A 21,008-nucleotide genomic window follows, 5' to 3' on the forward strand; every position below is an offset into this window, starting at 1 on the left:
CGATCAAGGGCACGGGTTTTCCCACCGCCCACCGTTTTCCCAGAAGTGCCGGATGTCCTCGAGCTGGCGTCCCTTGGTCTCCGGCGCGTACCGGTGGACGAAGCCGAAGGCGACCACCGCGAGAACCGCGAACACCGCGAAAGTCCCTGCGCCGCCTAGGGAATGCAGCAGGGTCAGAAAAACGGCGGCGACGATGGCGTTGGCCACGAGGTTGGAGGTGAGCATCGTGCTCGAGCCGAGGGACCGCAGCCGGGTGGGGAAGCTTTCGCTCGCGTATACCCAGCCCAGGGAGCCGAAACCCAGGGTGTAGCCGATGATGAACAGCAGTATGCCGGCGAACCCGAGAATCGCGCCGCCGAGACCCTGGGCGAACACCGCTATCAGGACGACGTCGGCGGCGATCATCATGGCGATGCCGGACAACAGGATTGGGCGCCGGCCCAGCCGGTCGACGAGCAGCAGCGCGGCGCCCACGGCCGCCAAGCCGGCGACCTGAACCAGCGCCGGCAGGGCCAGCAGCGCGAAATTGCCGGTGAAGCCCATGGCTTCGAATATTCGGGGGCTGTAATAGATGATCGCGTTGATGCCGGTGATCTGGATCAGGAAGCCGAGCGTGATCACGAAGACGGTGGCGCGCAGGTATGGCCTTCGAAACATTTCCGGCAGCATCTCGGACAGGCCGCCGCCACCTTCGCCCAGGGCGGTTGCCATCTCGGCAAGCTCCTCGTCGACGTTCGCGGCGGGCTCGGCGCGCAGCAGCGCGGCGCGGGCGTCGTCGGCCCGGCCCTTGAGCAGATACCACCGGGCCGTATCGGGCAGCCGAATCACCAAGGGCAGCAACAGCATTGCCGGCACGGTGGCCAGCCCCAGCATCCATCGCCAGCCGTGGGTGCCCGCCAACAGATAGCCGGTCAGGTAGCCGATGATGAGTCCGCTGACGATCGCCAGTTGATAGGCCGTCAGCAGCGAGCCGCGCACCGCCGCCGGCGCCGATTCCGCCACGTATACCGGGACGACCACCACCGTCACGCCGATGGTCAGGCCCAGCAGGAATCTCGCCGCCAGCAGCATCGGCAGCGCGGGCGAGAGCGCACCCAGCAGCGCGAACATCGCGTAAGCGACGAGGATTCCCACCATCGACCTCTTGCGTCCGATCGCGTTGGCGAGCACGCCGGCACCGAGCGCTCCGGCGATCTGCCCGATCACCACCATCGTCGTCAGCAGTTCTTGCTGCCGTGTCGTGAGCCCGAAATCCTCGGTGACGAACAGCTGCGCGCCGGCGATGATGGACAGGTCGTAGCCGTAGATGACGCCGACGCCGGCGGCGGTGAGCCCAACCAGCAGGCCCCGCGACCGCGCGGGCCGCGATCTCACCGGTGCTGGGGTCGGCGGTTCATCGAGCGTGCGACCATGATCAAACTAAACACGATGATCGTGCCGACGACGGCCACGCCCACCCGCACTGGCAGCGCGTCGGCCGACGGCATGATCCCGGCGGCCTGGGCGCCGGCGCCCTGCCGGGCGGCGGCACCGTCGTGCTTGGTCGGCATCAGCGCGGGATCGGGTTCGATCAGCGTGCCGACCTGCGTGCCCTGCGGGGTGGAAAACCCGTAGTCCAGCAGGTGCGCCGCCTGCTCCCACGGGGCGATCGGCTGCCGGGTCCCGTGCAGCAGCACCGCCACCAGCCGTCGCCCGTCGTGGTTGGCCGCGCCCACAAAGGTCTGGCCGGCGTCGTCGGTGTAGCCGGTCTTGCCGCCCAGCGCGCCGGGATACTTGTAGAGCAGCTGGTTGTCGTTTTCCAGCTCGTAGCCGGGATGGTCGCCGTGGCCGGGGAACTCGAAGGTGCGCGTCGCGACGATGTCGGCGAAGGTGGGGTTCTGCCAGGCGTAGCGGTAGAACAGGCCGACGTCGTAGGCCGACGTGCTCATGCCGGGCCCGTCCAGCCCGGACGGCGTCGCCACCCGGGTGTCTCGGCCACCGAGCTTGGCGCCCAGCACGTTGATCTTCTCCAGCGCCGTCTGCATCCCGCCGAGCTGCATGGCCAGCGCGTGGGCGGCGTCGTTGCCGGAGTGCATCAGCAGCCCGTGCAGCAGCTGGTTGACGGTGTAGGTGCCGCCGGCGTTGACGCCCACCTTGGTGCCCTCGGCGGCCGCGTCCTCGTCGGTTCCCTGGACGGACTTGTTGAGCGGCAGCGTGTTGAGGGAGGCCATCGCGACCAGCACCTTGATGACGCTGGCCGGGCGGTGGCGGCCGTGCGGATCCTTGGCCGCGATCACCGCGCCGCTGTCCAGGTCCGCCACCAGCCACGCGTCGGCGGAGACGTCGCCCGGCAGCGGCGGCGTGCCGGGCGCGGCCACGACGCCGCAGCTGCTCAGGGCCTCGCCGCCGACCGGCTTGGGGGGCACCGCCAGCGGGATCGGCGGGTCACCGGCCGTGGGAACCTCCGACGAATCCACCGCCGGCGGGGTGGTCACCCTGTACGGGCAGTTCGCCGGTCCGGCGTTGGGTCCGGGGCCGGGTTCGGCCTTCCCGCTGGGCACGCCCAGCGCGGCCGGAGCGGCGATCATGAAAGCCGCCGCTGCCAGGCACGATGTGGAACGTACGAGAGCTCTTGAGCGGGCCATGTGAGTGGAGAGTAGGCGATCTACGGCCGGATTCCCGGGAGCCGCGCTGTGACTGGTGGGACGGAAGTTACTTACCCGTGCCGCGAAACTGCGTTCCACGACGGCGTTACTCGCGAAACGGGTCGCTAGTTGCAGTCTCGCGGTCAGAGTTGTTCGAGCACGCCGCGCACGGTGGCTTCGATGGTGTCGAACTCCGCCTGCCCGCTGATCAGCGGCGGCGCCAGCTGGATGACGGAATCGCCGCGGTCGTCGGTGCGGCAATAGAGCCCGGCCTCGAACAGCGCCGACGAGACCCGGGGCAGCAGCGCCCCGCGCTCGTCGTCGTCGAAGGTTTGCCTGGTCGCCCGGTCCTTGACCAGTTCGACGCCGTAGAAGTAGCCCTCGCCGCGGACGTCGCCGACGATGGGCAGGTCGTACAGCTTCTCCAGGGTGGCGCGGAATGCGGGCGCGTGCTCCTTGACGTGAGCGTTGAGGCCCTCGCGCTCGAAGATGTCGAGATTGGCCAGCGCGACGGCGGCCGACACCGGGTGCCCGCCGAACGTATAGCCGTGCGGGAACATGGTTTCGCCGTCGTTGAACGGCTCGAACAACCGCTCGCTGGCGATCATGGCGCCGATCGGCGAGTAGCCCGACGTCATGCCCTTGGCGCAGGTGATCATGTCCGGCACGTAGCCGACGTCGTCACAGGCGAACATCGACCCGATCCGGCCGAACGCGCAGATCACCTCGTCGGAGACCAGCAGCACGTCGTAGGAGTCGCAGATCTGGCGTACCCGCTCGAAATAGCCTGGGGGAGGCGGGATGCTGCCGCCCGCGTTCTGCACCGGCTCCAGGAACACCGCGGCGACGGTCTCGGGCCCTTCGAACTCGATCGCCTCGGCGATCCGGTCGGCGGCCCACTGCCCGAAGGCTTTCGCGTCGGTGGCGAATGGTTCGGGCGCGCGGTAGAAGTTGGTGTTGGGCACCCGAAAGCCGCCCGGAGTCACCGGCTCGAACGGCGCCTTGTAGCGCGGCAGCCCGGTGATCGCCAGCGCGCCCTGGGTGGCGCCGTGGTAGGCGATCGACCGCGAAATCACCTTGTGCTTACCGGGTTTGCCGACGAGCTTGAAGTACTGCTTGGCCACCTTCCACGCGGTCTCGACGGCCTCGGTGCCGCCGGTGGTGAAGAACACCCGGTTCAGGTCGCCCGGCGCGTAGTGTGCGAGGCGCTCGGCGAGCTCGATCGCGGTCGGGGTGGCGTATCCCCACAGCGGGAAGAACGCCAGCGTGCTCGCCTGCCGGGCGGCGACCTCGGCGAGTTCAGCACGGCCGTGGCCGACCTGCACCGTGAACAGCCCGGACAGCCCGTCCAGGTAGGCCTTGCCGCGGTCGTCGAAGATGGTGACGCCCTCGCCGCGGGTGATGATCGGCGGCGCGATCCCCGGGCCGTGCCGGGCGAAGTGCAGCCACAGGTGGTCGGTCATATCGTTTGCGAGCGTAACGCCACTGCGCTTTTCGGGGACCGTTCGGCTCGTACGCGGGCCGCATGGGGTGATCCCGCCCCCAGGTTCGTCGGGTTAGAGTCCGGAAGTCACCGTGGGGTGGGGTCGTACGGGCCGCCCGCGCACACGCCGGTGGGCATCGCGATGCAGCGCGGATCGGCGGGACCGATGGGAGCGCCACCCATGCAACCCGCCGCCGCGGGGTTGGCGTTGCAGCGCGGATCGGCCGGGCTCGTGATCGGACAGCCGGCATCCATGGAGTGAGTGGTGCAATAGCCGGGATCGGGGGGCCCGGGCTCGGCATGTGCCGACACGGCCGCGCCCGCCGCGGGTATGGCGAGCAGCGCGGCGAGCGCCGCCACCTTCGCGACGCCGAACACCGCCACCTGGCCCATGGGGTTTCCCTCCCGCAACTAGCTACGACGTTATCGAATTCCGCCGCGCGTGAACCCACGATCTGGCGCCGGTTCGTAGGCTGGCGTTATGTCCACCGCCCAGCGAGTCGACGACTTCGAGGCGTTGCGGCCGCATCTGATGGCGGTCGCCTACCGGCTGACCGGGACCGTGGCCGACGCCGAGGACATCGTCCAGGAAGCCTGGTTGCGTTGGGACGGGCAGGACAAAGCCATCGCCGACGTGCGGGCCTGGCTGACCACCGTGGTGAGCCGGCTCGGATTGGACAAGCTGCGCTCGGCCGCGCATCGCCGCGAGACGTATACCGGCAATTGGCTGCCCGAGCCGGTGGTCACCGGGTTCGACCAGGCGGATCCGCTGTCCGCCGTGGTGGCCCGTGAGGATGCGCGGTTCGCGGCGATGGTGGTGCTGGAGCGACTGTCCCCCGATCAGCGGGTCGCGTTCGTGCTGCACGACGGGTTCGCCGTGCCCTTCGCGGAGGTGGCCGGGGTGCTGGGAACCAGCGAGACCGCCGCCCGCCAGCTGGCGTCGCGGGCCCGCAAGGCCGTCACCGCGCAGCCGCCGCCCGAGCCCGATCCGTCGCACGACGAGGTGGTCGGCCGCTTGATGGCCGCCATGGCCGCCGGCGACCTGGAGACCGTGGTGACGCTGCTGCACCCCGACGTGACCTTCACCGGCGATTCGAATGGCAAGGCGCCCACGGCGGTTCACGTCATCCACGGGGCGGACAAGGTGGTCCGGTTCATGCTCGGCCTTGCGAAACGCTATGGCCCGGCGATGTTCACGACCTACCAGCTCGGCCTGGTCAACGGCGAACTGGGCGTCTACACGGCCGGCTTCCCCGGTGCAGATGGCTACCGCGAGATGCGCCCGCGGATCACGGCGGTGACGGTGCGCGACGGAAAGGTCTGCGCCCTATGGGATATCGCCAATCCCGACAAGTTCACCGGCTCTCCCTTGGGCCGGCGATCCTGAACCCACGGCGAGGCCGAGTCGCAGGGCGCCGGCCGCTTCGCTCGCCGCTTCGACGCACCGGCCGCCGAGGCCGACGAAGTTGAGGTAGCCGTGCGGCAGGTCGGGCTGGCGGCTCAGCGCCACCGGCACCCCAGCGGCCCGCAGCTTGTCCGCGTACGCGACACCGTCGTCGCGGATGGGATCGAAACCAGCGCTGGCGATGTAGGCGGGCGGCAGGCCGTTGACCTCGCCGTGCAGCGGCGACAGCCGCGGATCGCTCAGATCGATTCCCGGCGGTATGTAGTTAGCCATCGCCCACTGGAGGTCCCGGTCCGTGAATGTCGAGCCTTCCGCGAACAGGTCGTGCGAAGGCCGGCGCGTGCCGAGGTCTGTCGGGGGATACATCAGCAGCTGAAACGCCGGGACCGGACCGCCGCGCCGCACCGCCTGCTGCGCGGTCACGGCCGCGAGATTGCCGCCGGCGCTGTCGCCCCCGACCGCGATGCGGTCGGGATCCACACCGAGGTCGGTGGCGTGGCGGTGCGCATGATCGAACGCGTCGAGCGCGTCGTCCACGGCGGCGGGGAACGGGTGCTCGGGCGCGCGCCGGTAGTCGACCGACAGCACCCGCACGCCGGCGTGGTGTGCCAAATACCGGGCGACGGGGTCGTGGCTCCGCCGTGAGCCGACCGAGAACCCGCCGCCGTGGGTATATACCAGCAGCCCGGAGGGCTCCGGCGCGTCCGTGGGGGTGTACAGGGTGGCCGGGATGTCGCCGTGCTCGGCGGGCATGATGATCTCCCGAACCGCGACGGGCGCCGGCGGTTCGTAGCCGATGAGACGCGGAAGCTCGTCATATCGCGCCCGGGCCTTGCCGATGGGCCCGGCGAAAACGTCGGAGCCCGAGGCGTTTTTGAGACGGATGGCGAGCTGTGCGTCGAGGTCCAGTTCCTGCCCGTCGATCCGCAGCGGCGCGCCCGCCAACCACCGGCGGATCGGCCTGGGTGACGCGAAGAGGCCGCGGACCACCGCGGCTTTGGCGCGGACGCCTAATGGTGTTGCCATGAGAATTCCTCCGTTCGCTGGTTTTTGCATGCGGCGAACCGCATCACGTGGCCGAGAAGCCGCGACCGCTTCGCTGACGCGTCATATGTGGGTCGATATCTATTGCGACCCAAGCGAGTTCGGGATTCCGCGAGAGAACCTGCCGGGCAACGGATTCACTGCCGGAACCGATTTCCAGAACGTCGTAGCCCAGCCGCTGGGCGCGGAGCCCCCGCGCGATGGTGGCGCTGCCGGAACGCCACAGGGCGCCGCAGCAGAAGGCGCGTTTGAACCGTGACATCGCGGGCATGCCCCAAGCGTGGGCCAATCCCGGCGGGGACGCTTGTACGGATCCGTCAGATCCGGGATTCGCGAACCGCTTGCGCGAAGTCGCGCGGCGCTGCCCCGGTCATCTCCCAGCACACCCTGTTGGCGTGCGACCCGTCGGCGAACCCGGCCAGGTGCGCGGCGTCGGTGACGGAGCGACCGTCGACGAGGTGGCCGACGGCGGTCACCAGCCGCTCCCAGCGGATCGTGGCCGAGAACGACACGCCGGCCTGCTGCTTGCACAGCCGCCCGAGGTAATCGGGTGACAGCGCCACGGCGCCCGCGACCGATGCCACGTCGACGTGGTCCGGCACCCGGCTCGACACGACTTCGATCGCCCGCCGCAGCTGCGGGTGAACGGGCCGCGAGCGTTGGCCTTCCATGCCGCACAGCTCGCCGACGAGGAATTCGGCCGCGGCGCGCGGGCCATGCGCGTCCAGCGACGCGGCCGTCGCCTCGGCCAGGCCGTGTCCGTCGTCGACGATCCGGACACCGTGACGCGCCAACGCATTCAGCGCGACGCCCTCCGGCGTCTGCAGCCCGAAGTACAGCGTCAACGCCCCGGATCCCGAATCCGACCGCACCGCATGGCGCGCCCCGCTGCCGACCACGACCAGCCGGCACACGTCGTGCGCCTTGCCGTCGCGGGTAATCGTTAACGGACCCTGTCCGCCGAGTGTGACCTGGACCGCGGGGTGATGGTGGAGGGCAAGGTCGGCGAACGCACCGGCAACCATGAGCCGACCCGGCCCGAGGTCCCACATGCGCATGCCGCCACTTTAGCTCGCGGTGACCCACGGGATGCGGCACGCGTCACCGGAATTGAAGCCCTGCTCGGTGATGCCCAGCGCGGTGTTCATCCGCGCCCGCATGTTCTCCACGCCGATCTGATACGTCAGCTCGATCACCCCGGCATCGCCGAAGCGGGCCCGCAGGTCGGCGACCTGTTCGTCGGTGACGGTGTGCGGGTCGGTGGTCATCGCGTCGGCGTAGGCGATGGCGGCGCGCTCGTCGTCGGTGAAAGCCGTTGAGGTGGCGTAATTGTCGATCTCCTTGAGGCGTGCCATGTCGAGGCCGTCGAGGCGCTGCAGCATGGAGCCGAAGTCGACGCACCACGAGCAGCCGATGGCGCGCGCGGTCCACAACACCGCGAGTTCGCGGACGCTGACGGGCAGCGTTGTCGACGCCCGGTCGAGCATGGTCTCGTGCACGGCGCCGGCGATCATCAGCTTGCGGTGGTGCGCGGCGACGGCGAACGGCTCGGGAACCTGGCCGTAGCGCCGCTTGGCCACCCGGTACATGACGCGGGTCAGCAGTCCGGCGCGCTTCGGGGGCAGGGGCTCGATGCGGGTTTTCTGTGTCATACCCCTGAAGACGAGACGGCCCGCCAACATGTGACGGGCACCCCGTTGCCCCCTTTTGCCGCGAGCGTGCGTGTTTGTACACGACACGCCGCGCGCGGACGTACAACTGCGCACGCTCGCGGCCAAAAAAGGGGGGTCAGCGCGAGAACATCAGCGCGCGCTTGACCTCCTGGATCGCCTTGGTGACTTCGATGCCGCGCGGGCAGGATTCGGTGCAGTTGAACGTGGTCCGGCACCGCCACACGCCGTCGACCTCGTTGAGGATGTCGAGGCGCTCGGCGGCGGCCTCGTCGCGGCTGTCGAAGATGAAGCGGTGCGCGTTGACGATCGCCGCGGGACCGTAGTAGCTGCCCTCGCTCCAGAACACCGGGCAGCTGGTGGTGCAGGCCGCGCACAGGATGCACTTGGTGGTGTCGTCGTAGCGGGCGCGGTCGGTCGGGCTCTGGATGCGTTCCCGCGTCGGGGGGTTGCCGCTGGTGATCAGGTAGGGCTTCACCGCCCGGTAGGCGTCGAAGAAGGGCTCCATGTCGACCACGAGGTCCTTCTCCACGGGCAGCCCGCGGATCGGCTCGACGGTGACGGTGAGCGGCTTGCCTCGCTTGGCGGGCAGCAGGTCGCGCATCAGCACCTTGCAGGCCAGCCGGTTGACGCCGTTGATGCGCATGGCGTCCGACCCGCACACCCCGTGGGCGCAGGAGCGACGGAAGGTGAGCGTCCCGTCCAGGTAGCTCTTGATGTAGATGAGCAGGTTGAGCAGCCGGTCGCTGGGCAGGCAGGGCACCCGAAAGCTTTGCCAGCCACCGGTTTTGGCGAACCGGTCGGGCTCGTCGGGGTTGAACCGGGCGATCTTCACGGTCACCATCACCGCCCCCTCGGGGACCGGCGGCAAGGGCGGGTCGGGACTCTCCGAGGCCATCAGTACTTCCGTTCCTTGGGTTCGTAGCGGGTCTGCACGACGGGCTTGAAGTCCAGCGCGATGTCGCTGAGCAGGTCGGTGCCCTGCTTATAAGCCATCGTGTGGCGCATGTAGTTCACGTCGTCGCGGTTCGGATAGTCCTCGCGGGCGTGGCCGCCGCGGGATTCCTTGCGGTTCAACGCGCCCACCACGGTGACCTCGGCCAGCTCCAGCAGAAAGCCCAGCTCGATGGCCTCCAGCAGGTCGCTGTTGAAGCGCTTTCCCTTGTCGTGCACGGTGATTCGGGAATAGCGCTCCTTCAGCGCGTGGATGTCCGTCAAAGCCTGCTTCAGCGTCTCCTCGGTGCGGAACACCGCGGCGTTGTTGTCCATCGACTGCTGCAGCGCGCCGCGGATGTCGGCGACGCGTTCGTCGCCATGCTCGGAGAGGATGTCGCCCACCCAGCCGATCACCATCGCCGCCGGCTCCGGCGGCATGTCGACGAAGTCGTGGCCCCGCGCGTAGTGAACGGCGGCGATGCCGGCCCGGCGGCCGAAGACGTTGATGTCCAGCAGCGAGTTGGTGCCCAGCCGGTTGGCGCCGTGCACCGACACGCACGCGCACTCACCGGCCGCGTACAGCCCCGGAACGACGGAAGTGTTGTCCCGCAACACTTGTCCGGTGACGGTGGTCGGGATGCCGCCCATCAGGTAATGGCACGTCGGGTAGACGGGAACCAGCTCGTGCACCGGGTCCACGCCCAGGTAGGTGCGGGCGAACTCGGTGATGTCGGGCAGCTTGGCCTCCAGCACGTCCTCGCCGAGGTGGCGGACGTCGATGTAGACGTAGTCCTTGTGCGGGCCGGCGCCGCGGCCCTCCAAGACCTCCAAAACCATTGAGCGCGCGACGATGTCCCGGGGCGCCAGGTCGACGATCGTCGGGGCGTAGCGCTCCATGAATCGCTCGCCCTCGCCGTTGAGCAGCCGGCCGCCCTCGCCGCGCACGGCCTCGGAGATCAGGATGCCCAGGCCGGCCAGGCCGGTCGGATGGAACTGGTGAAACTCCATGTCCTCCAAGGGAAGTCCCTTGCGAAAGACGATCCCGATGCCGTCGCCGGTCAGCGTGTGCGCGTTGGAGGTGGTCTTGTACATCCGGCCCGAACCGCCGGTCGCGATCACGACGGCCTTGGCGTGGAAGACGTGGATCTCGCCCGTCGCCAGCTCGTAGGCGATCACACCGGTGGCCACCGGGCCGCTCGGCGTCTGCGTCAAAACCAGGTCCAGCGCGTAGAACTCGTTGAAGAACTCCACGTCGTGCTTGACGCAGTTCTGATACAGGGTCTGCAAAATCATGTGGCCGGTGCGGTCGGCGGCGTAGCAGGCCCGGCGCACCGGGGCCTTGCCGTGGTCGCGGGTGTGCCCGCCGAAGCGGCGCTGGTCGATGCGGCCCTCGGGGGTGCGGTTGAACGGCATCCCCATCTTCTCCAGGTCCAGCACCGCGTCGATGGCCTCGCGGCACATGATCTCCACCGCGTCCTGGTCGGCGAGGTAGTCGCCGCCCTTGACGGTGTCGAACGTGTGCCATTCCCAGTTGTCGTCCTCGACGTTGGCCAAAGCGGCGCACATGCCGCCCTGCGCGGCGCCGGTGTGGCTACGCGTCGGGTAGAGCTTGGTCAGCACCGCGGTGCGCACCCGCGGACCGGCCTCGACGGCCGCCCGCATCCCGGCGCCGCCCGCCCCCACGATCACCACGTCGTATCGGTGTTGCTGGATCACCTCATCAGCCTCCGACGATGCAGAGCGGAGCGATGAGGTGGGGGTACCGCCCGCTTGCGGGGGAGAGGTGGCGCAAACATGTCAGCCTCCGATATTCGGATCGAAGGTCAGCAACACGTAGGTGCCCAGCACCAGCGTGAACCCCATCGAGAGCAACAGCAGGCTGTTGAGCCAGAACCGGGTGCTGTCCTTGCGGCTGTAGTCGTCGATGATGGTGCGCAGGCCGTTGCCGCCGTGCAGCTCCGCCAGCCACAACAGCGCCAGGTCCCAGAACTGCCAGAACGGCGACGCCCAGCGCTGCGCCACGTAGTTGAAGTCGATGCGGTAGACGCCGTCATCCCACATCAGCATGATGAACAGGTGCCCGATCGCCAGGAACACCAGCGCGATGCCGGAAAACCGCATGAACAGCCACGCGAATTTCTCGAAGTTGGGGATGCCGGCGCGCCGCCGCGGCGAGCGGGGATTGTCCAGGCTGGCGGGGCGGTCGTGGCTGCGCTGCCGCACCGGCGCGACCTGCCCCCGGCTGAGCTGAAGGTCGGGGCTGCTCATCGGAAGTGCTCCCACATGTGGATGCCCAGCACCACCGCCGCCGGCACCATGAGCAGCAGGTAGACGACGCCGATGATCCACAACATCAGCCGTTGGTAGCGGGGGCCCTGCGACCAGAAGTCGATCAGGATGACCCGGATCCCGTTCAGCGCGTGGAATCCCACCGCGGCGACCAGACCGAATTCCATCAGGCCCACGATCGGGGTCTTGTAGGTCGAGATCACCTCGCTGTAGGCCTGCGGGCTCACCCTCACCAGGGCGGTGTCCAAGACGTGCACGAACAGGAAGAAGAAGATCGTCGCGCCGGTGATGCGGTGCAGCACCCACGACCACATGCCGGGATCCCCCCGATACAGGGTTCGGGGTGGTCGGCGCTTGCGCGACGCTCCCTGCCGTGTTGCCGGGTCCGCGGTAGTCGTCTGCGTGCTCACCCCAGTCCTCACCGCCTTCAAAACCGCTCATAATCGTGTTGCCGCAGGAAACTTAAAGCCGGGCAATCGAGCTTATCCCGGTCCAGATGCGCGGCGGTACCGCTCGGTTCGAGCCAAAACCGCGTCGCGTCCGGGTTAGGGTGGCTTACTTAAGTGAGCCCATTCGGCGAGCGGGGTTGTTGCGGGTATGCCTGATATCGATTGGAATGTGCTGCGGCACAAAGCGATTCAGGCGATGGCCGGAGCCTATGCGCCGTACTCGCGGTTCCCCGTGGGCGCGGCCGCGCTGGTCGACGACGGCCGTGTGGTCACCGGTTGCAATGTGGAAAATGTCTCATATGGCCTTGGTCTCTGTGCCGAATGCGGTGTGGTGAGCGCCCTGCATTCGACCGGTGGGGGCCGATTGATTGCGCTGGCGTGCGTGGACGGGCAAGGATCGCCGCTGATGCCGTGCGGACGATGCCGTCAGGTGCTCCTGGAGCACGGCGGCCCCGGGCTGTTGGTCGATCATCCGGCCGGGCCCCGCCGGCTCGGCGAGCTGTTGCCCGACGCCTTCGGTGCCGATCTTCCCCGGGAACGTTCTTGACGGACTTCGCATTCGACGCACCGACGGTGATCAGGACCAAGCGCGCCGGCGGCCGGTTGTCCGATGCCGCGATCGACTGGGTCATCGGCGCGTATACCGACGGCCGGGTCGCCGAGGAACAGATGTCGGCACTGTTGATGGCGATCCTGTTGCGCGGCATGGACCGCGGCGAGATCGCCCGGTGGACGACGGCGATGCTGGCGTCCGGAAAGCGTTTGGATTTCAGCGATCTGCGCTTGGCGACCGTCGACAAGCACTCGACCGGAGGGGTCGGGGACAAGATCACGCTGCCGTTGGTGCCCGTCGTCGTCGCCTGCGGCGCGGCGGTGCCCCAGGCGTCGGGCCGTGGGCTCGGGCACACCGGCGGCACCCTGGACAAGCTGGACTCCATTGCCGGGTTCACCGCCGAGCTGTCCAACCGGCGCGTGCGCGACCAACTTCGCGACGTCGGCGCGGCCATCTTCGCCGCCGGCGAGCTGGCGCCGGCCGACGCCAAGCTGTACGCGCTGCGCGACGTCACCGCCACCGTCGAGTCGCTGCCGCTGATCGCCAGCTCGGTGATGAGCAAGAAGCTGGCCGAGGGGGCGGGCGCGCTGGTGCTCGACGTGAAGGTCGGGTCCGGGGCGCTGATGGCCTCGGAGGCCCAGAGCCGGGAGCTGGCGCGCACGATGATCGAGCTGGGCGCCGCGCACGGGGTGCCCACCCGCGCGCTCCTGACGGACATGAACCGCCCGCTGGGCGCGACCGTCGGCAACGCCCTCGAGGTCGCCGAGTCGCTGGAGGTGCTGGCCGGCGGCGGGCCGCCCGACGTGGTGGAGCTGACGTTGCGGCTGGCCTCCGAGATGCTCGAGCTGGCCGGCATCGACGACCGCGATCCGGCCCAGACGCTGCGCGACGGCACGGCGATGGACCGATTCCGCCGGCTCGTCGCGGCCCAGGGCGGTGATTTGTCGGTACCGTTGCCAATCGGTTCGTGTTCCGAGACCGTGACCGCCGGTCGGGGCGGCACAATGGGCGATATCGACGCGATGGCAGTGGGGCTGGCGGCATGGCGGCTCGGCGCGGGTAGGTCCCGTCCGGGCGAACCGGTGCAGCCGGGCGCCGGGATCCGGATTCACCGCCGACCCGGGGAGCCGGTCGCGGCGGGTGAGCCGCTGTTCACCCTCTACACCGATACCCCCGAACGCTTCGGCGCCGCGATGGCCGAGCTTCATGGCGGCTACAGCGTGGGCGACGCACAGCCGGTTTCGCGGCCGCTGATTATCGATCGGATCACCCGATGACCCTGGACCTGCAGCAGATCCGGCGAGCGCCCAAGGCCCTGCTGCACGATCACCTCGACGGCGGGCTGCGCCCGGCGACCGTTGTGGACATTGCCGGCCGGACCGGTTACGACGGGCTGCCCACCACCGACGTCGACGAGCTGGCGACGTGGTTTCGCACCCAGTCGCACAGCGGCTCGCTGGAGCGCTACCTGGAGCCGTTTTCGCACACGGTGGCGGTGATGCAGACGCCCGATTCGCTGCATCGCGTCGCCCGCGAATGCGTGGAGGATCTGGCCGCCGATTCGGTGGTCTATGCCGAGGTGCGATTCGCGCCCGAGCTGCACATCGACCGCGGGCTGTCCTTCGACGAGATCGTCGATGCCGTGCTGGCGGGTTTCGCCGACGGGGAGAAGGCGTGTGTGGCCGCGGGCCGGCCGATTGTGGTGCGGCTGTTGGTCACGGCCATGCGGCACGCCGCGGTGTCCCGCGAGATCGCCGAGCTGGCGATCCGATGGCGGGATAGGGGAGTCGTCGGGTTCGACATCGCCGGGGCGGAGGCCGGCAACCCGCCGACGCGGCACCTGGACGCCTTCGAATACATGCGAGACAACAACGCGCGCTTCACCATTCATGCCGGCGAGGCGTTCGGGCTGCCGTCCATCCACGAGGCGATCGCGTTCTGCGGCGCCGACCGGCTGGGCCACGGGGTGCGCATCGTCGACGACATCGACGTGCTCGTCAACGGTGAAGTGCGGCTCGGCAGGCTGGCATCGATCCTGCGGGACAAGCGAATTCCGTTGGAGCTGTGCCCCAGCTCCAACGTGCAGACCGGGGCGGTCAAAAGCATTGCCGACCACCCGTTCGATCTGCTGGCCCGCACACGCTTTCGGGTGACCGTCAACACCGACAACCGGCTGATGAGCGACACCTCGATGAGCCTCGAAATGCACCGACTCGTAGAGGCTTTCGGTTACGGGTGGAGCGATCTCGAGCGGTTCACCATCAACGCGATGAAGTCGGCGTTCATCCCGTTCGACGAGCGGCTGGCGATCATCGACGAGGTGATCAAGCCGCGGTATGCGGTGTTGATCGGTTAGAACGGCGGCGGTCCGAAATGGCAGCTTTCCCAACGTTTCTGGCGTTCGGTGGCTATGCGCGCGGGTGCGGATCAGACCGGTGGTGGTTTAATCCGTTTGATCGTAGTGATGCGGTCGATGGATCGGCCGTAAGAGGCTACTTCACTTACCCCGGTGCTTTCGGCGCATGCGACCAGGTATGCCTCGGCGAAGTCGACCCGGTCGGTCTCGTAGACCTCGATCGCACGCAAAAGAAGCGCCGGGTCCACGCACACCATGGAGTCGAATGCGATGAGCGATCTCATGGTTTGGGCAACTTGGCTACGGGGCGCTTGGTAAAAGGACTCCAACACATACACCGTCTCCGCCACGATGAGGTCGGTCAGCAGTAACTCTCGCTCGGTCTCGAGGTAGGCCGTGGCGCGGGCGGCCATTTCAGGCGGATCGCCGGTCAGATGACGAACAAGGACGTTGGTGTCGATGATCGCGGTCAACGGCGGTCTGCGGCTCGAGCGGCCCTGGTGCGGCGGATCACCTCATCCCACGCGACGTTGCGTTTCGCCGCCGGGACCCGGATCGTTTCGGCAAGGGTGAGGAAGTTTGGTGTCCGGGCCAGCACCGCTCGATTGCCTTCCACCCGGAAGATCACGTCGTCGCCCTCTTTGAGACCGAGTGCGTCACGCACCGTCTTCGGGATGGTCACCTGTCCCTTTGATGTCAGCCTGGCCGCAGCGTCCACGGCAACTCCTTACTAGATCCTCGAGGTAAGGATACGCGGCGGAGTCAAAGAACGTTGCTGTGCCCCATTGCCACGCGCCGACCTGAACGGCCACAAATCGGGCTTACGACACGATCAGCGGCTCGACGGCCAGGCCGATGGCACGCACGGTGCTGGCCAAATGGGTCCGCACCGCCTGCAACGCCCGGGGGAGATCCCCGTCGCGCAGTGCTTCGGCGATACCGCGATGTTCGTCCATGATCGTCGTCACCCTGTTGGGATCGCGCAGCGCCGATTCGCCGATCATCCGCATCTGCCGGTCGCGCAGCGAGGAGTAGAAACCGGACAAGATGACATTGCCCGACTCTTCCAGGGTGATGGCGTGGAAGGCGCGGTCCGAGTCCAGGAATTCCCGCCAGTCGGCCGCTGCCGCGGCGTCGCGCTGCCGTTGCAGCTCGCCGGATAGCCGCTCGAACACCGCGGCGCAGGCGGCTGGGCCGCGTGCGATCACTTTGCCGGCCGCGAACTGCTCCAACACCAGCCGGGCCTCGACGACCGCGCGCACCTCGTCGGGCGAAACCGGAACCACCAGCGCGCCGCGCTGCGGATACAGGCGCAGCAGCCCTTCGGCCTCCATCCGCAGGAACGCCTCGCGCACCGGGGTCCGCGACATCCCCAGCGCGGTGGCGACGTCGCCCTCGCTGATCAGCTCGCCGCCGGGGAACGCGCCGGTGAGCACCTGCGCCTTGACGTAGTCCAGTGCACGTTCCTTGGCCGTGCCCGGCCGGGGGGCCTTCGCTGCCACAGCGTCCCTTCTTGTAGCCAAGTCGTATCTCAACTGTGTCCATGACGGTACATCGATAGGCGGACGGCGCCGGGATTCGGCACCGATTGACACTAAGATACAAGTTATATACGATTCAAACACAAGATGCGCCTAAGCAGAGGAGAGGAAGCGAAATGTCCGCTGCCCATACAGCCCAGTCAGTGGCCGTGAACCTGGACCCGACGGTCCCGGCGCCGATGACCAACGTGGCCGAATACGGGTTCGAGGGCCGGTTCGAAGACTGGGCCGACGACGCGCGCTACTTCGAGTACTCCAAGGCCGCCAATCCGATCGGTTCGGGGTACGCGCCGCAGGTTCCGATCAAGCGGTTCGGTCCCGAGATCTACTCCGACGCGCCGACCGGCGTGGTTCCGCTGGATCTGTCCGAGGCGCTGGGCATCAAGACGGGTGCGGCGACCAGCCCCGCGCTCCTGGCCAACTTCGTGCGCATCCGCGCCGGGGAGCAGGTCGACACCAGCCCGAACGCCACCTCGCAGCTGTTCTACGTGCTCTACGGGCGGGGCTTCGCGGCCGTCAACGGTCGGCTCGTCAAGTGGGAGAAAGGCGACTTTTTGACCCTGCCCGCCGGTACGCATTCGGTGTTCTACGCCGACGCCGAGACCGCCATGTACTGGGTGCACGACGAGCCGCTGCTGCGCTACCTGGGCGCCGAGGCGACCCAGCCGCGGTTCCGCGCCACCAAGTTCCGTCGTTCGGACGCGGTGGCCAAGCTGGAGGAGATCGCCTCCCGCCCGGGCGCCAACGAGAAGAGCCGGGTCAGCGTGCTACTGGCCAACGCCAACCAAGAGCAGACGCTGACCATCACGCACGTGCTGTGGGCCATGTTCGGCGTCCTGCCGCCCAACCAGGAGCAGCGCCCGCACCGGCACCAGTCGGTGGCGCTGGACCTGATCCTCGACGCCCCACCCGCCGGCTGCTACACCCTGCTGGGCACCCGCCTCGACGAGCGCGGCGAGATCGTCGACCCGATCCGGGTGGACTGGCAGGCCGGCGGCGCCTTCACCACACCGCCGGGCATGTGGCACGCCCACTACAACGAGACCGGCCAGCCCGCCCACCTGATCCCCGTCCAGGACGCCGGGCTGCAGACGCACCTACGCAGCCTCGACATCAAATTCACCCAGCGCCGCGATCTGGTCGCCGGCTGACCGGCGGGCGGGCCATGCATCGTCGACGTCGGACGAATAGTGTGGCTGGACATGAAGTTGCCGCTGCTGGGTCCCGTGTCGCTCACGGGCTTCCAGAACGCCTGGTTCTTCTTGGTCCTGTTGATCGTGCTGCTGGTGATCGGAATCTATGTCGCCCAGCAGTTCGCCCGTCGTCGGCGGGTGCTGCGGTTCGCCAACATGGAGGTGCTCGAGCGCGTCGCGCCGGCCCGGCCCAGCCGGTGGCGGCACGTGCCGACGATCCTGCTTGCCGCGTCGCTGGTGTTGTTGACCACCGCGATGGCCGGGCCGACGTCCGATGTCCGGATTCCGCTCAACCGTGCGGTGGTCATGCTGGTCATCGACGTCTCGGAGTCCATGGCCTCCAACGACGTCCCCCCGAGCCGGCTGGCCGCGGCGCAGGAGGCCGGCAAGAAATTCGCCGACGAGCTGACCCCGGCCATCAACCTGGGCCTGGTGGAATTCGCGGCCAACGCCTCGCTGTTGGTCGCCCCGACGACGAACCGTGAGGCCGTCAAAACCGCGATCGACGCCCTGAAGCCGGCGCCGAAAACCGCGACGGGGGAAGGCATTTTCACCGCGCTGCAGGCGATCGCCACGGTCGGCTCGGTGATGGGCGGCGGCGATGGTCCGCCGCCCGCCCGGATCGTGTTGGAGTCCGACGGCGCCGAAAACGTGCCGCTGGACCCCAACGCCCCGCAGGGGGCGTTCACGGCGGCGCGGGCCGCCAAGGCCGAGGAGGTGCAGATCTCGACGATCTCCTTCGGCACGCCCTACGGCACCGTCGAGTACGACGGCGCCACCATCCCGGTTCCGGTCGACGACCAAACGCTGCAAGAAATCTGCAAGATCACCGACGGACAGGCGTTTCACGCCGACAGCCTGGAATCGCTCGAGCAGGTCTACTCGACCCTGCAGCGCCAGATCGGCTACGAAACCGTGAAGGGCGACGCCAGCCTCGCCTGGCTGCTGCTCGGTGCCGTCGTCATGGCCGGCGCGATATTGGCGGGTCTGGTCCTGAACAGCAGGCTGCCTTCCTGAGCGGTCAGGTCGGGAGCCGGCGGTTGATCAGCAGCGCCAGCGCGGTGGCGATCAGGGCGGTGATCACGCCGAGGCGCAGCCACCCGGCACCGCCGGGACCGGGCACGGTGCGATACCCGATGTCGTTCTCGATGGAGCGATAGCTCTTGTTGAGTTCGTCGACGTTGGTGGCGGTGTAGGACTGCCCGCCGGAGAGCCGGGCGATCGTTCTCATCTGGTCCGTCGACACGGGGACCGCGATCCGCTGTCCGTCCAGCTCGATGTCGCCGGTCTTGGTGCCGAACGAGATCGTCGAGATGGGCACGCCCTGATCCTTGGCCAGCCGCGCGGCCGTGTAGGCGCCGTCGTGCGGATCGCTGGGATCCGACGGCTTGTTCTCACCGCCGTCGGAAAGAAGCACGATGCGCGCCGGCGGCGGGGCGTCGCCACCGGCGACGGCCGCGGCTCCGATCGCGTGCAGGGCGGTGAAGATGGCCTCGCCGGTCGCCGTCCCGTCGGCAAACTCCAGCTTCTGTAGCGCGTCGATGGTCGCCTGGTGCTGCGGGGTGGGGGGCACCAGCAGGTAGGGCGTTCCCGCGAACCCGACCAGCCCGAGATTGATGCCCGGTGTCAGCTGGCCGGCGAACTGGCTGGCCGCCTGCTCGGCCGCCTTCAGCCGGTTGGGCTCGACGTCGGTTGCCCGCATGGACTGCGACATGTCGATGACCAGCATGACGACGGCGCGGTTGCGCGGGATGCGCATGTCGTGGGTGGGGGTGGCCAGCGCAATCGTCAACAGGACCAGGCACAGCAGTGAGACCGCGACCGGAAGGTGCCGCCACCACGACTGCGGCACCTGCGCCTCGGTGAACCGGCGCAGGCGGCGCCGGCGCCGGCCCTGGACGACGAGGTAGACGGCGAGCAGAACCAGCGGGACCAAGCCGAACAGCAACATGCCCGGGCGTTGAAACCCGTACAGAGGCAGTGGGCCGATGCCGGGGAGTGACACTTAACCTCACCCTCCCGTTCAGCCCGTCTGGCCGCCCCTTGACCGACGGCGGATGCTGCCGCCAGTAAAGAGGAGTCTTAATGGCCCGTCAAACTCGCGGCGCTATTCGCGCCGGAGCCGTCCGTCGACGAATTGCTCCAGCTTCTCCCACTCCTGCACCGCCGCGGCGTATGGGGGTTCTGGCTCGCCGACCGAGCCGGGCTCCAGCACGTAGGCCACCAGCTTGCCCAGCGGCCGGCTCGTGTCGAGCGCCTTGTCGACCGTGCTCTCCTCGGAGTAGTCGCCGATGTCGCGGAGCAGCTCGACGGCCAGGTCGAGTTGGTCGCGATCCACGGCGTCCGGCCCGTCGGCGATGTCGTCGGCCAGCCCGCTGAGCACGTAGATGTTGTCGTCGGTGACCTCGACCGCCAGTGAGCCGTCGGTGGCGGCGGTACGGATGTCGTCGTAGGTGCTCAGATTCGCCAGGTCGTGGTCGTGCTCGTCGGCGAGGTAGCGGGCCAGCGCCCGCTCGGAGCTGAACACGCTGATCCGTCCATTGCGGCCCAGGAAGATCGGGCGATCGTCCAGGTAGCAGCGAAGCGTGTATAGCGTGCCGGAACTCGTCATGATGCGAATCGGGTCGATGCCCACCTGAAGCCAGAAGTCCTTGTCGCCGCCGAGCACGAGGGTGTCGCGCGCCGCGCGGGCCTCCTTTTCGCCGGATGCTTCGGCCCCCGCGGGGGTTTCCGAGGCCTCGTCGGATGCGGCGGTTTCCTCGGATGCGGCGGTTTCCGTGGCGTCCTCGGAGTCCGTCGCCTCCTGGTCTTCCGGCTCCTCTTCGGGCTCTTCGGCCAGTTCGTCGGCGGCCTTGGCGGACAGCGCGGCATCGACCTCGGGAGTGCTGATGATCTCTTCGACGGCGCTGAGCGCGTCGTCCCAGCTGCGTCCGATGATCTCGGAGATCGAGTTCCAGCGTTTCTGGCCGGCTTTACCGGTGAACTGCTCGATCCCGCCGGGGACCGTGCCCAGGCTGGGGTTGCCGTTGAAGAACTTCAACACCGCCGCCAGCTCGCACACCGATCCGATGGACGACACGATTCCCAGGACGGCCGCCAGCGAGGTCACCGACTTCTCGGTCGGCTTTTCCGAGACCAGCTCCTCGACCGCGACTAGATCGAACTGCTTGTCCGCGGCGGGTTGGAGTTTGTGCGCGTGCGCCGCGGTCAGGCGCTGCCACGCCGGATGGTCGACCAGATCGTTGTCGGCGCCGGACCGCACGAACGCGACTAGGTCGGCGACGGTGTCGAAGGCGTACAGGTCCTCATCCTTGCCCAGGAACGCCTCCCACTCGTCGCCGCCGTCGCGCCAGCGGGGTGCCCACACGGTGTAGCGGTCACCGATGGACAGGCTCAGGCGGATGGGCACGAGGTCAGCAGCCATGCGGCACAGAATAGCGACGGGCGGCGCGAGCGAAGAGCCCG

22 protein-coding genes and 1 pseudogene are annotated in these 21,008 nt (G+C 68.3%); 6 read left to right on the top strand and 17 right to left on the bottom strand.

Annotated elements, in window-relative coordinates; all coding sequences use genetic code 11:
- Positions 1 to 3 precede the first annotated feature (3 nt).
- The 4 genes from K3U93_RS05125 to K3U93_RS05140 all read right to left on the bottom strand — a co-directional run bounded on the left by K3U93_RS05125 (position 4) and on the right by K3U93_RS05140 (position 4,518).
- Positions 4 to 1,374 carry a sugar porter family MFS transporter gene (locus tag K3U93_RS05125; RefSeq protein WP_071513314.1) on the bottom strand — a complete coding sequence of 457 codons (1,371 nt, stop codon included), beginning with the start codon at positions 1,372 to 1,374 and terminating at the stop codon, positions 4 to 6.
- Positions 1,371 to 2,624 (bottom strand): D-alanyl-D-alanine carboxypeptidase DacB1, encoded by a 1,254-nt coding sequence (dacB1, locus tag K3U93_RS05130; RefSeq protein ID WP_071513313.1) that lies wholly within the window; start codon positions 2,622 to 2,624, stop codon positions 1,371 to 1,373. Before dacB1 ends, K3U93_RS05125 begins: the two co-directional genes overlap by 4 nt.
- A 143-nt stretch (positions 2,625 to 2,767) precedes the next feature.
- Positions 2,768 to 4,159, bottom strand: coding sequence for an aspartate aminotransferase family protein (locus K3U93_RS05135; RefSeq protein ID WP_139797113.1), 1,392 nt, complete (start codon positions 4,157 to 4,159; stop codon positions 2,768 to 2,770).
- Positions 4,160 to 4,194: 35 nt separating this feature from the next.
- Positions 4,195 to 4,518: a hypothetical protein gene (locus K3U93_RS05140; RefSeq protein ID WP_139797112.1), complete on the bottom strand. Its 324-nt coding sequence runs from the start codon at positions 4,516 to 4,518 to the stop codon at positions 4,195 to 4,197.
- A gap of 70 nt (positions 4,519 to 4,588) precedes the next feature.
- Between K3U93_RS05140 and K3U93_RS05145 the strand changes: the two genes are divergently transcribed.
- A complete protein-coding gene (locus K3U93_RS05145) occupies positions 4,589 to 5,494 on the top strand; it encodes a sigma-70 family RNA polymerase sigma factor (RefSeq protein WP_071513310.1) in 906 nt (301 codons plus the stop codon).
- On the opposite strand, the gene K3U93_RS05150 is transcribed toward K3U93_RS05145, so the two are convergent.
- The 8 genes and pseudogenes from K3U93_RS05150 to sdhC all read right to left on the bottom strand — a co-directional run bounded on the left by K3U93_RS05150 (position 5,435) and on the right by sdhC (position 11,765).
- Positions 5,435 to 6,538 carry an alpha/beta hydrolase gene (locus K3U93_RS05150; RefSeq protein ID WP_071513309.1) on the bottom strand — a complete coding sequence of 368 codons (1,104 nt, stop codon included), beginning with the start codon at positions 6,536 to 6,538 and terminating at the stop codon, positions 5,435 to 5,437. The two genes, K3U93_RS05145 and K3U93_RS05150, sit on opposite strands and share 60 nt — an antisense overlap.
- A 43-nt stretch (positions 6,539 to 6,581) precedes the next feature.
- Positions 6,582 to 6,827 (bottom strand): hypothetical protein, encoded by a 246-nt coding sequence (locus tag K3U93_RS05155; protein ID WP_071513308.1) that lies wholly within the window; start codon positions 6,825 to 6,827, stop codon positions 6,582 to 6,584.
- A gap of 46 nt (positions 6,828 to 6,873) precedes the next feature.
- Positions 6,874 to 7,614 (bottom strand): helix-turn-helix domain-containing protein, encoded by a 741-nt coding sequence (locus K3U93_RS05160; protein ID WP_083011521.1) that lies wholly within the window; start codon positions 7,612 to 7,614, stop codon positions 6,874 to 6,876.
- A gap of 9 nt (positions 7,615 to 7,623) precedes the next feature.
- Positions 7,624 to 8,248: pseudogene (locus K3U93_RS05165) on the bottom strand (carboxymuconolactone decarboxylase family protein); the annotation flags it as partial.
- Positions 8,249 to 8,344: 96 nt separating this feature from the next.
- Positions 8,345 to 9,124, bottom strand: coding sequence for a succinate dehydrogenase iron-sulfur subunit (locus K3U93_RS05170; RefSeq protein WP_071513305.1), 780 nt, complete (start codon positions 9,122 to 9,124; stop codon positions 8,345 to 8,347).
- Positions 9,124 to 10,878 carry a succinate dehydrogenase flavoprotein subunit gene (gene sdhA / locus K3U93_RS05175; protein WP_083011520.1) on the bottom strand — a complete coding sequence of 585 codons (1,755 nt, stop codon included), beginning with the start codon at positions 10,876 to 10,878 and terminating at the stop codon, positions 9,124 to 9,126. The genes K3U93_RS05170 and sdhA overlap by 1 nt, the downstream gene beginning before the upstream one ends.
- Before the next feature lie 81 nt (positions 10,879 to 10,959).
- Positions 10,960 to 11,430: a succinate dehydrogenase hydrophobic membrane anchor subunit gene (locus K3U93_RS05180; protein ID WP_083011519.1), complete on the bottom strand. Its 471-nt coding sequence runs from the start codon at positions 11,428 to 11,430 to the stop codon at positions 10,960 to 10,962.
- Complete coding sequence (gene sdhC / locus K3U93_RS05185; RefSeq protein ID WP_071513302.1) at positions 11,427 to 11,765, bottom strand: succinate dehydrogenase, cytochrome b556 subunit; 339 nt, start codon at positions 11,763 to 11,765, stop codon at positions 11,427 to 11,429. The genes K3U93_RS05180 and sdhC overlap by 4 nt, the downstream gene beginning before the upstream one ends.
- Positions 11,766 to 12,048: 283 nt before the next feature.
- On the opposite strand from sdhC, the gene K3U93_RS05190 reads away from it, so the two are divergent.
- From K3U93_RS05190 to K3U93_RS05200, 3 genes are read left to right on the top strand one after another with little or no spacing between them, the layout of a single operon-like run.
- Positions 12,049 to 12,447, top strand: coding sequence for a cytidine deaminase (locus K3U93_RS05190; protein ID WP_083011517.1), 399 nt, complete (start codon positions 12,049 to 12,051; stop codon positions 12,445 to 12,447).
- Positions 12,444 to 13,730: a thymidine phosphorylase gene (locus K3U93_RS05195; RefSeq protein WP_083011516.1), complete on the top strand. Its 1,287-nt coding sequence runs from the start codon at positions 12,444 to 12,446 to the stop codon at positions 13,728 to 13,730. Before K3U93_RS05190 ends, K3U93_RS05195 begins: the two co-directional genes overlap by 4 nt.
- Positions 13,727 to 14,809 (top strand): adenosine deaminase, encoded by a 1,083-nt coding sequence (locus K3U93_RS05200; RefSeq protein ID WP_083011515.1) that lies wholly within the window; start codon positions 13,727 to 13,729, stop codon positions 14,807 to 14,809. The genes K3U93_RS05195 and K3U93_RS05200 overlap by 4 nt, the downstream gene beginning before the upstream one ends.
- Before the next feature lie 71 nt (positions 14,810 to 14,880).
- On the opposite strand, the gene K3U93_RS05205 is transcribed toward K3U93_RS05200, so the two are convergent.
- The 3 genes from K3U93_RS05205 to K3U93_RS05215 form a co-directional block, all read right to left on the bottom strand.
- The gene (locus K3U93_RS05205) at positions 14,881 to 15,282 is read right to left on the bottom strand and encodes a type II toxin-antitoxin system VapC family toxin (RefSeq protein ID WP_083011514.1); all 402 of its coding nucleotides are present in this window, start codon (positions 15,280 to 15,282) and stop codon (positions 14,881 to 14,883) included.
- Positions 15,279 to 15,527 (bottom strand): AbrB/MazE/SpoVT family DNA-binding domain-containing protein, encoded by a 249-nt coding sequence (locus K3U93_RS05210; protein WP_083011513.1) that lies wholly within the window; start codon positions 15,525 to 15,527, stop codon positions 15,279 to 15,281. Before K3U93_RS05210 ends, K3U93_RS05205 begins: the two co-directional genes overlap by 4 nt.
- A gap of 103 nt (positions 15,528 to 15,630) precedes the next feature.
- The gene (locus tag K3U93_RS05215; protein WP_083011512.1) at positions 15,631 to 16,311 is read right to left on the bottom strand and encodes a GntR family transcriptional regulator; all 681 of its coding nucleotides are present in this window, start codon (positions 16,309 to 16,311) and stop codon (positions 15,631 to 15,633) included.
- Positions 16,312 to 16,466: 155 nt separating this feature from the next.
- Between K3U93_RS05215 and K3U93_RS05220 the strand changes: the two genes are divergently transcribed.
- A complete protein-coding gene (locus K3U93_RS05220; RefSeq protein ID WP_071513295.1) occupies positions 16,467 to 17,501 on the top strand; it encodes a cupin in 1,035 nt (344 codons plus the stop codon).
- Positions 17,502 to 17,552: 51 nt separating this feature from the next.
- A complete protein-coding gene (locus K3U93_RS05225; protein WP_083011529.1) occupies positions 17,553 to 18,560 on the top strand; it encodes a VWA domain-containing protein in 1,008 nt (335 codons plus the stop codon).
- 4 nt (positions 18,561 to 18,564) lie between these two features.
- Here K3U93_RS05225 and K3U93_RS05230 read toward each other — a convergent pair whose 3' ends face one another.
- Both K3U93_RS05230 and satS read right to left on the bottom strand, forming a co-directional pair.
- Entirely contained in the window at positions 18,565 to 19,548 is a 984-nt protein-coding gene (locus K3U93_RS05230) for a VWA domain-containing protein (protein WP_083011511.1), read from the bottom strand.
- 102 nt (positions 19,549 to 19,650) lie between these two features.
- Positions 19,651 to 20,967 carry a protein export chaperone SatS gene (satS, locus tag K3U93_RS05235; protein ID WP_083011510.1) on the bottom strand — a complete coding sequence of 439 codons (1,317 nt, stop codon included), beginning with the start codon at positions 20,965 to 20,967 and terminating at the stop codon, positions 19,651 to 19,653.
- Positions 20,968 to 21,008: the final 41 nt, after the last annotated feature.

The sequence above is a fragment of the Mycobacterium malmoense genome (assembly GCF_019645855.1).
Taxonomy (GTDB): Bacteria; Actinomycetota; Actinomycetes; order Mycobacteriales; family Mycobacteriaceae; genus Mycobacterium; species Mycobacterium malmoense.

Coding starts and splice junctions, on each gene's coding strand:
- K3U93_RS05145 (WP_071513310.1), top strand. CDS start 4,589: ATGTCCACCGCCCAGCGAGTCGACGACTTCGAGGCGTTGCGGCCGCAT.
- K3U93_RS05180 (WP_083011519.1), bottom strand. CDS start 11,430: ATGAGCAGCCCCGACCTTCAGCTCAGCCGGGGGCAGGTCGCGCCGGTG.
- K3U93_RS05220 (WP_071513295.1), top strand. CDS start 16,467: ATGTCCGCTGCCCATACAGCCCAGTCAGTGGCCGTGAACCTGGACCCG.
- K3U93_RS05160 (WP_083011521.1), bottom strand. CDS start 7,614: ATGCGCATGTGGGACCTCGGGCCGGGTCGGCTCATGGTTGCCGGTGCG.
- K3U93_RS05150 (WP_071513309.1), bottom strand. CDS start 6,538: ATGGCAACACCATTAGGCGTCCGCGCCAAAGCCGCGGTGGTCCGCGGC.
- K3U93_RS05225 (WP_083011529.1), top strand. CDS start 17,553: ATGAAGTTGCCGCTGCTGGGTCCCGTGTCGCTCACGGGCTTCCAGAAC.
- satS (WP_083011510.1), bottom strand. CDS start 20,967: ATGGCTGCTGACCTCGTGCCCATCCGCCTGAGCCTGTCCATCGGTGAC.
- K3U93_RS05170 (WP_071513305.1), bottom strand. CDS start 9,124: ATGGCCTCGGAGAGTCCCGACCCGCCCTTGCCGCCGGTCCCCGAGGGG.
- K3U93_RS05155 (WP_071513308.1), bottom strand. CDS start 6,827: ATGCCCGCGATGTCACGGTTCAAACGCGCCTTCTGCTGCGGCGCCCTG.
- dacB1 (WP_071513313.1), bottom strand. CDS start 2,624: ATGGCCCGCTCAAGAGCTCTCGTACGTTCCACATCGTGCCTGGCAGCG.
- K3U93_RS05190 (WP_083011517.1), top strand. CDS start 12,049: ATGCCTGATATCGATTGGAATGTGCTGCGGCACAAAGCGATTCAGGCG.
- sdhC (WP_071513302.1), bottom strand. CDS start 11,765: ATGTGGTCGTGGGTGCTGCACCGCATCACCGGCGCGACGATCTTCTTC.
- K3U93_RS05200 (WP_083011515.1), top strand. CDS start 13,727: ATGACCCTGGACCTGCAGCAGATCCGGCGAGCGCCCAAGGCCCTGCTG.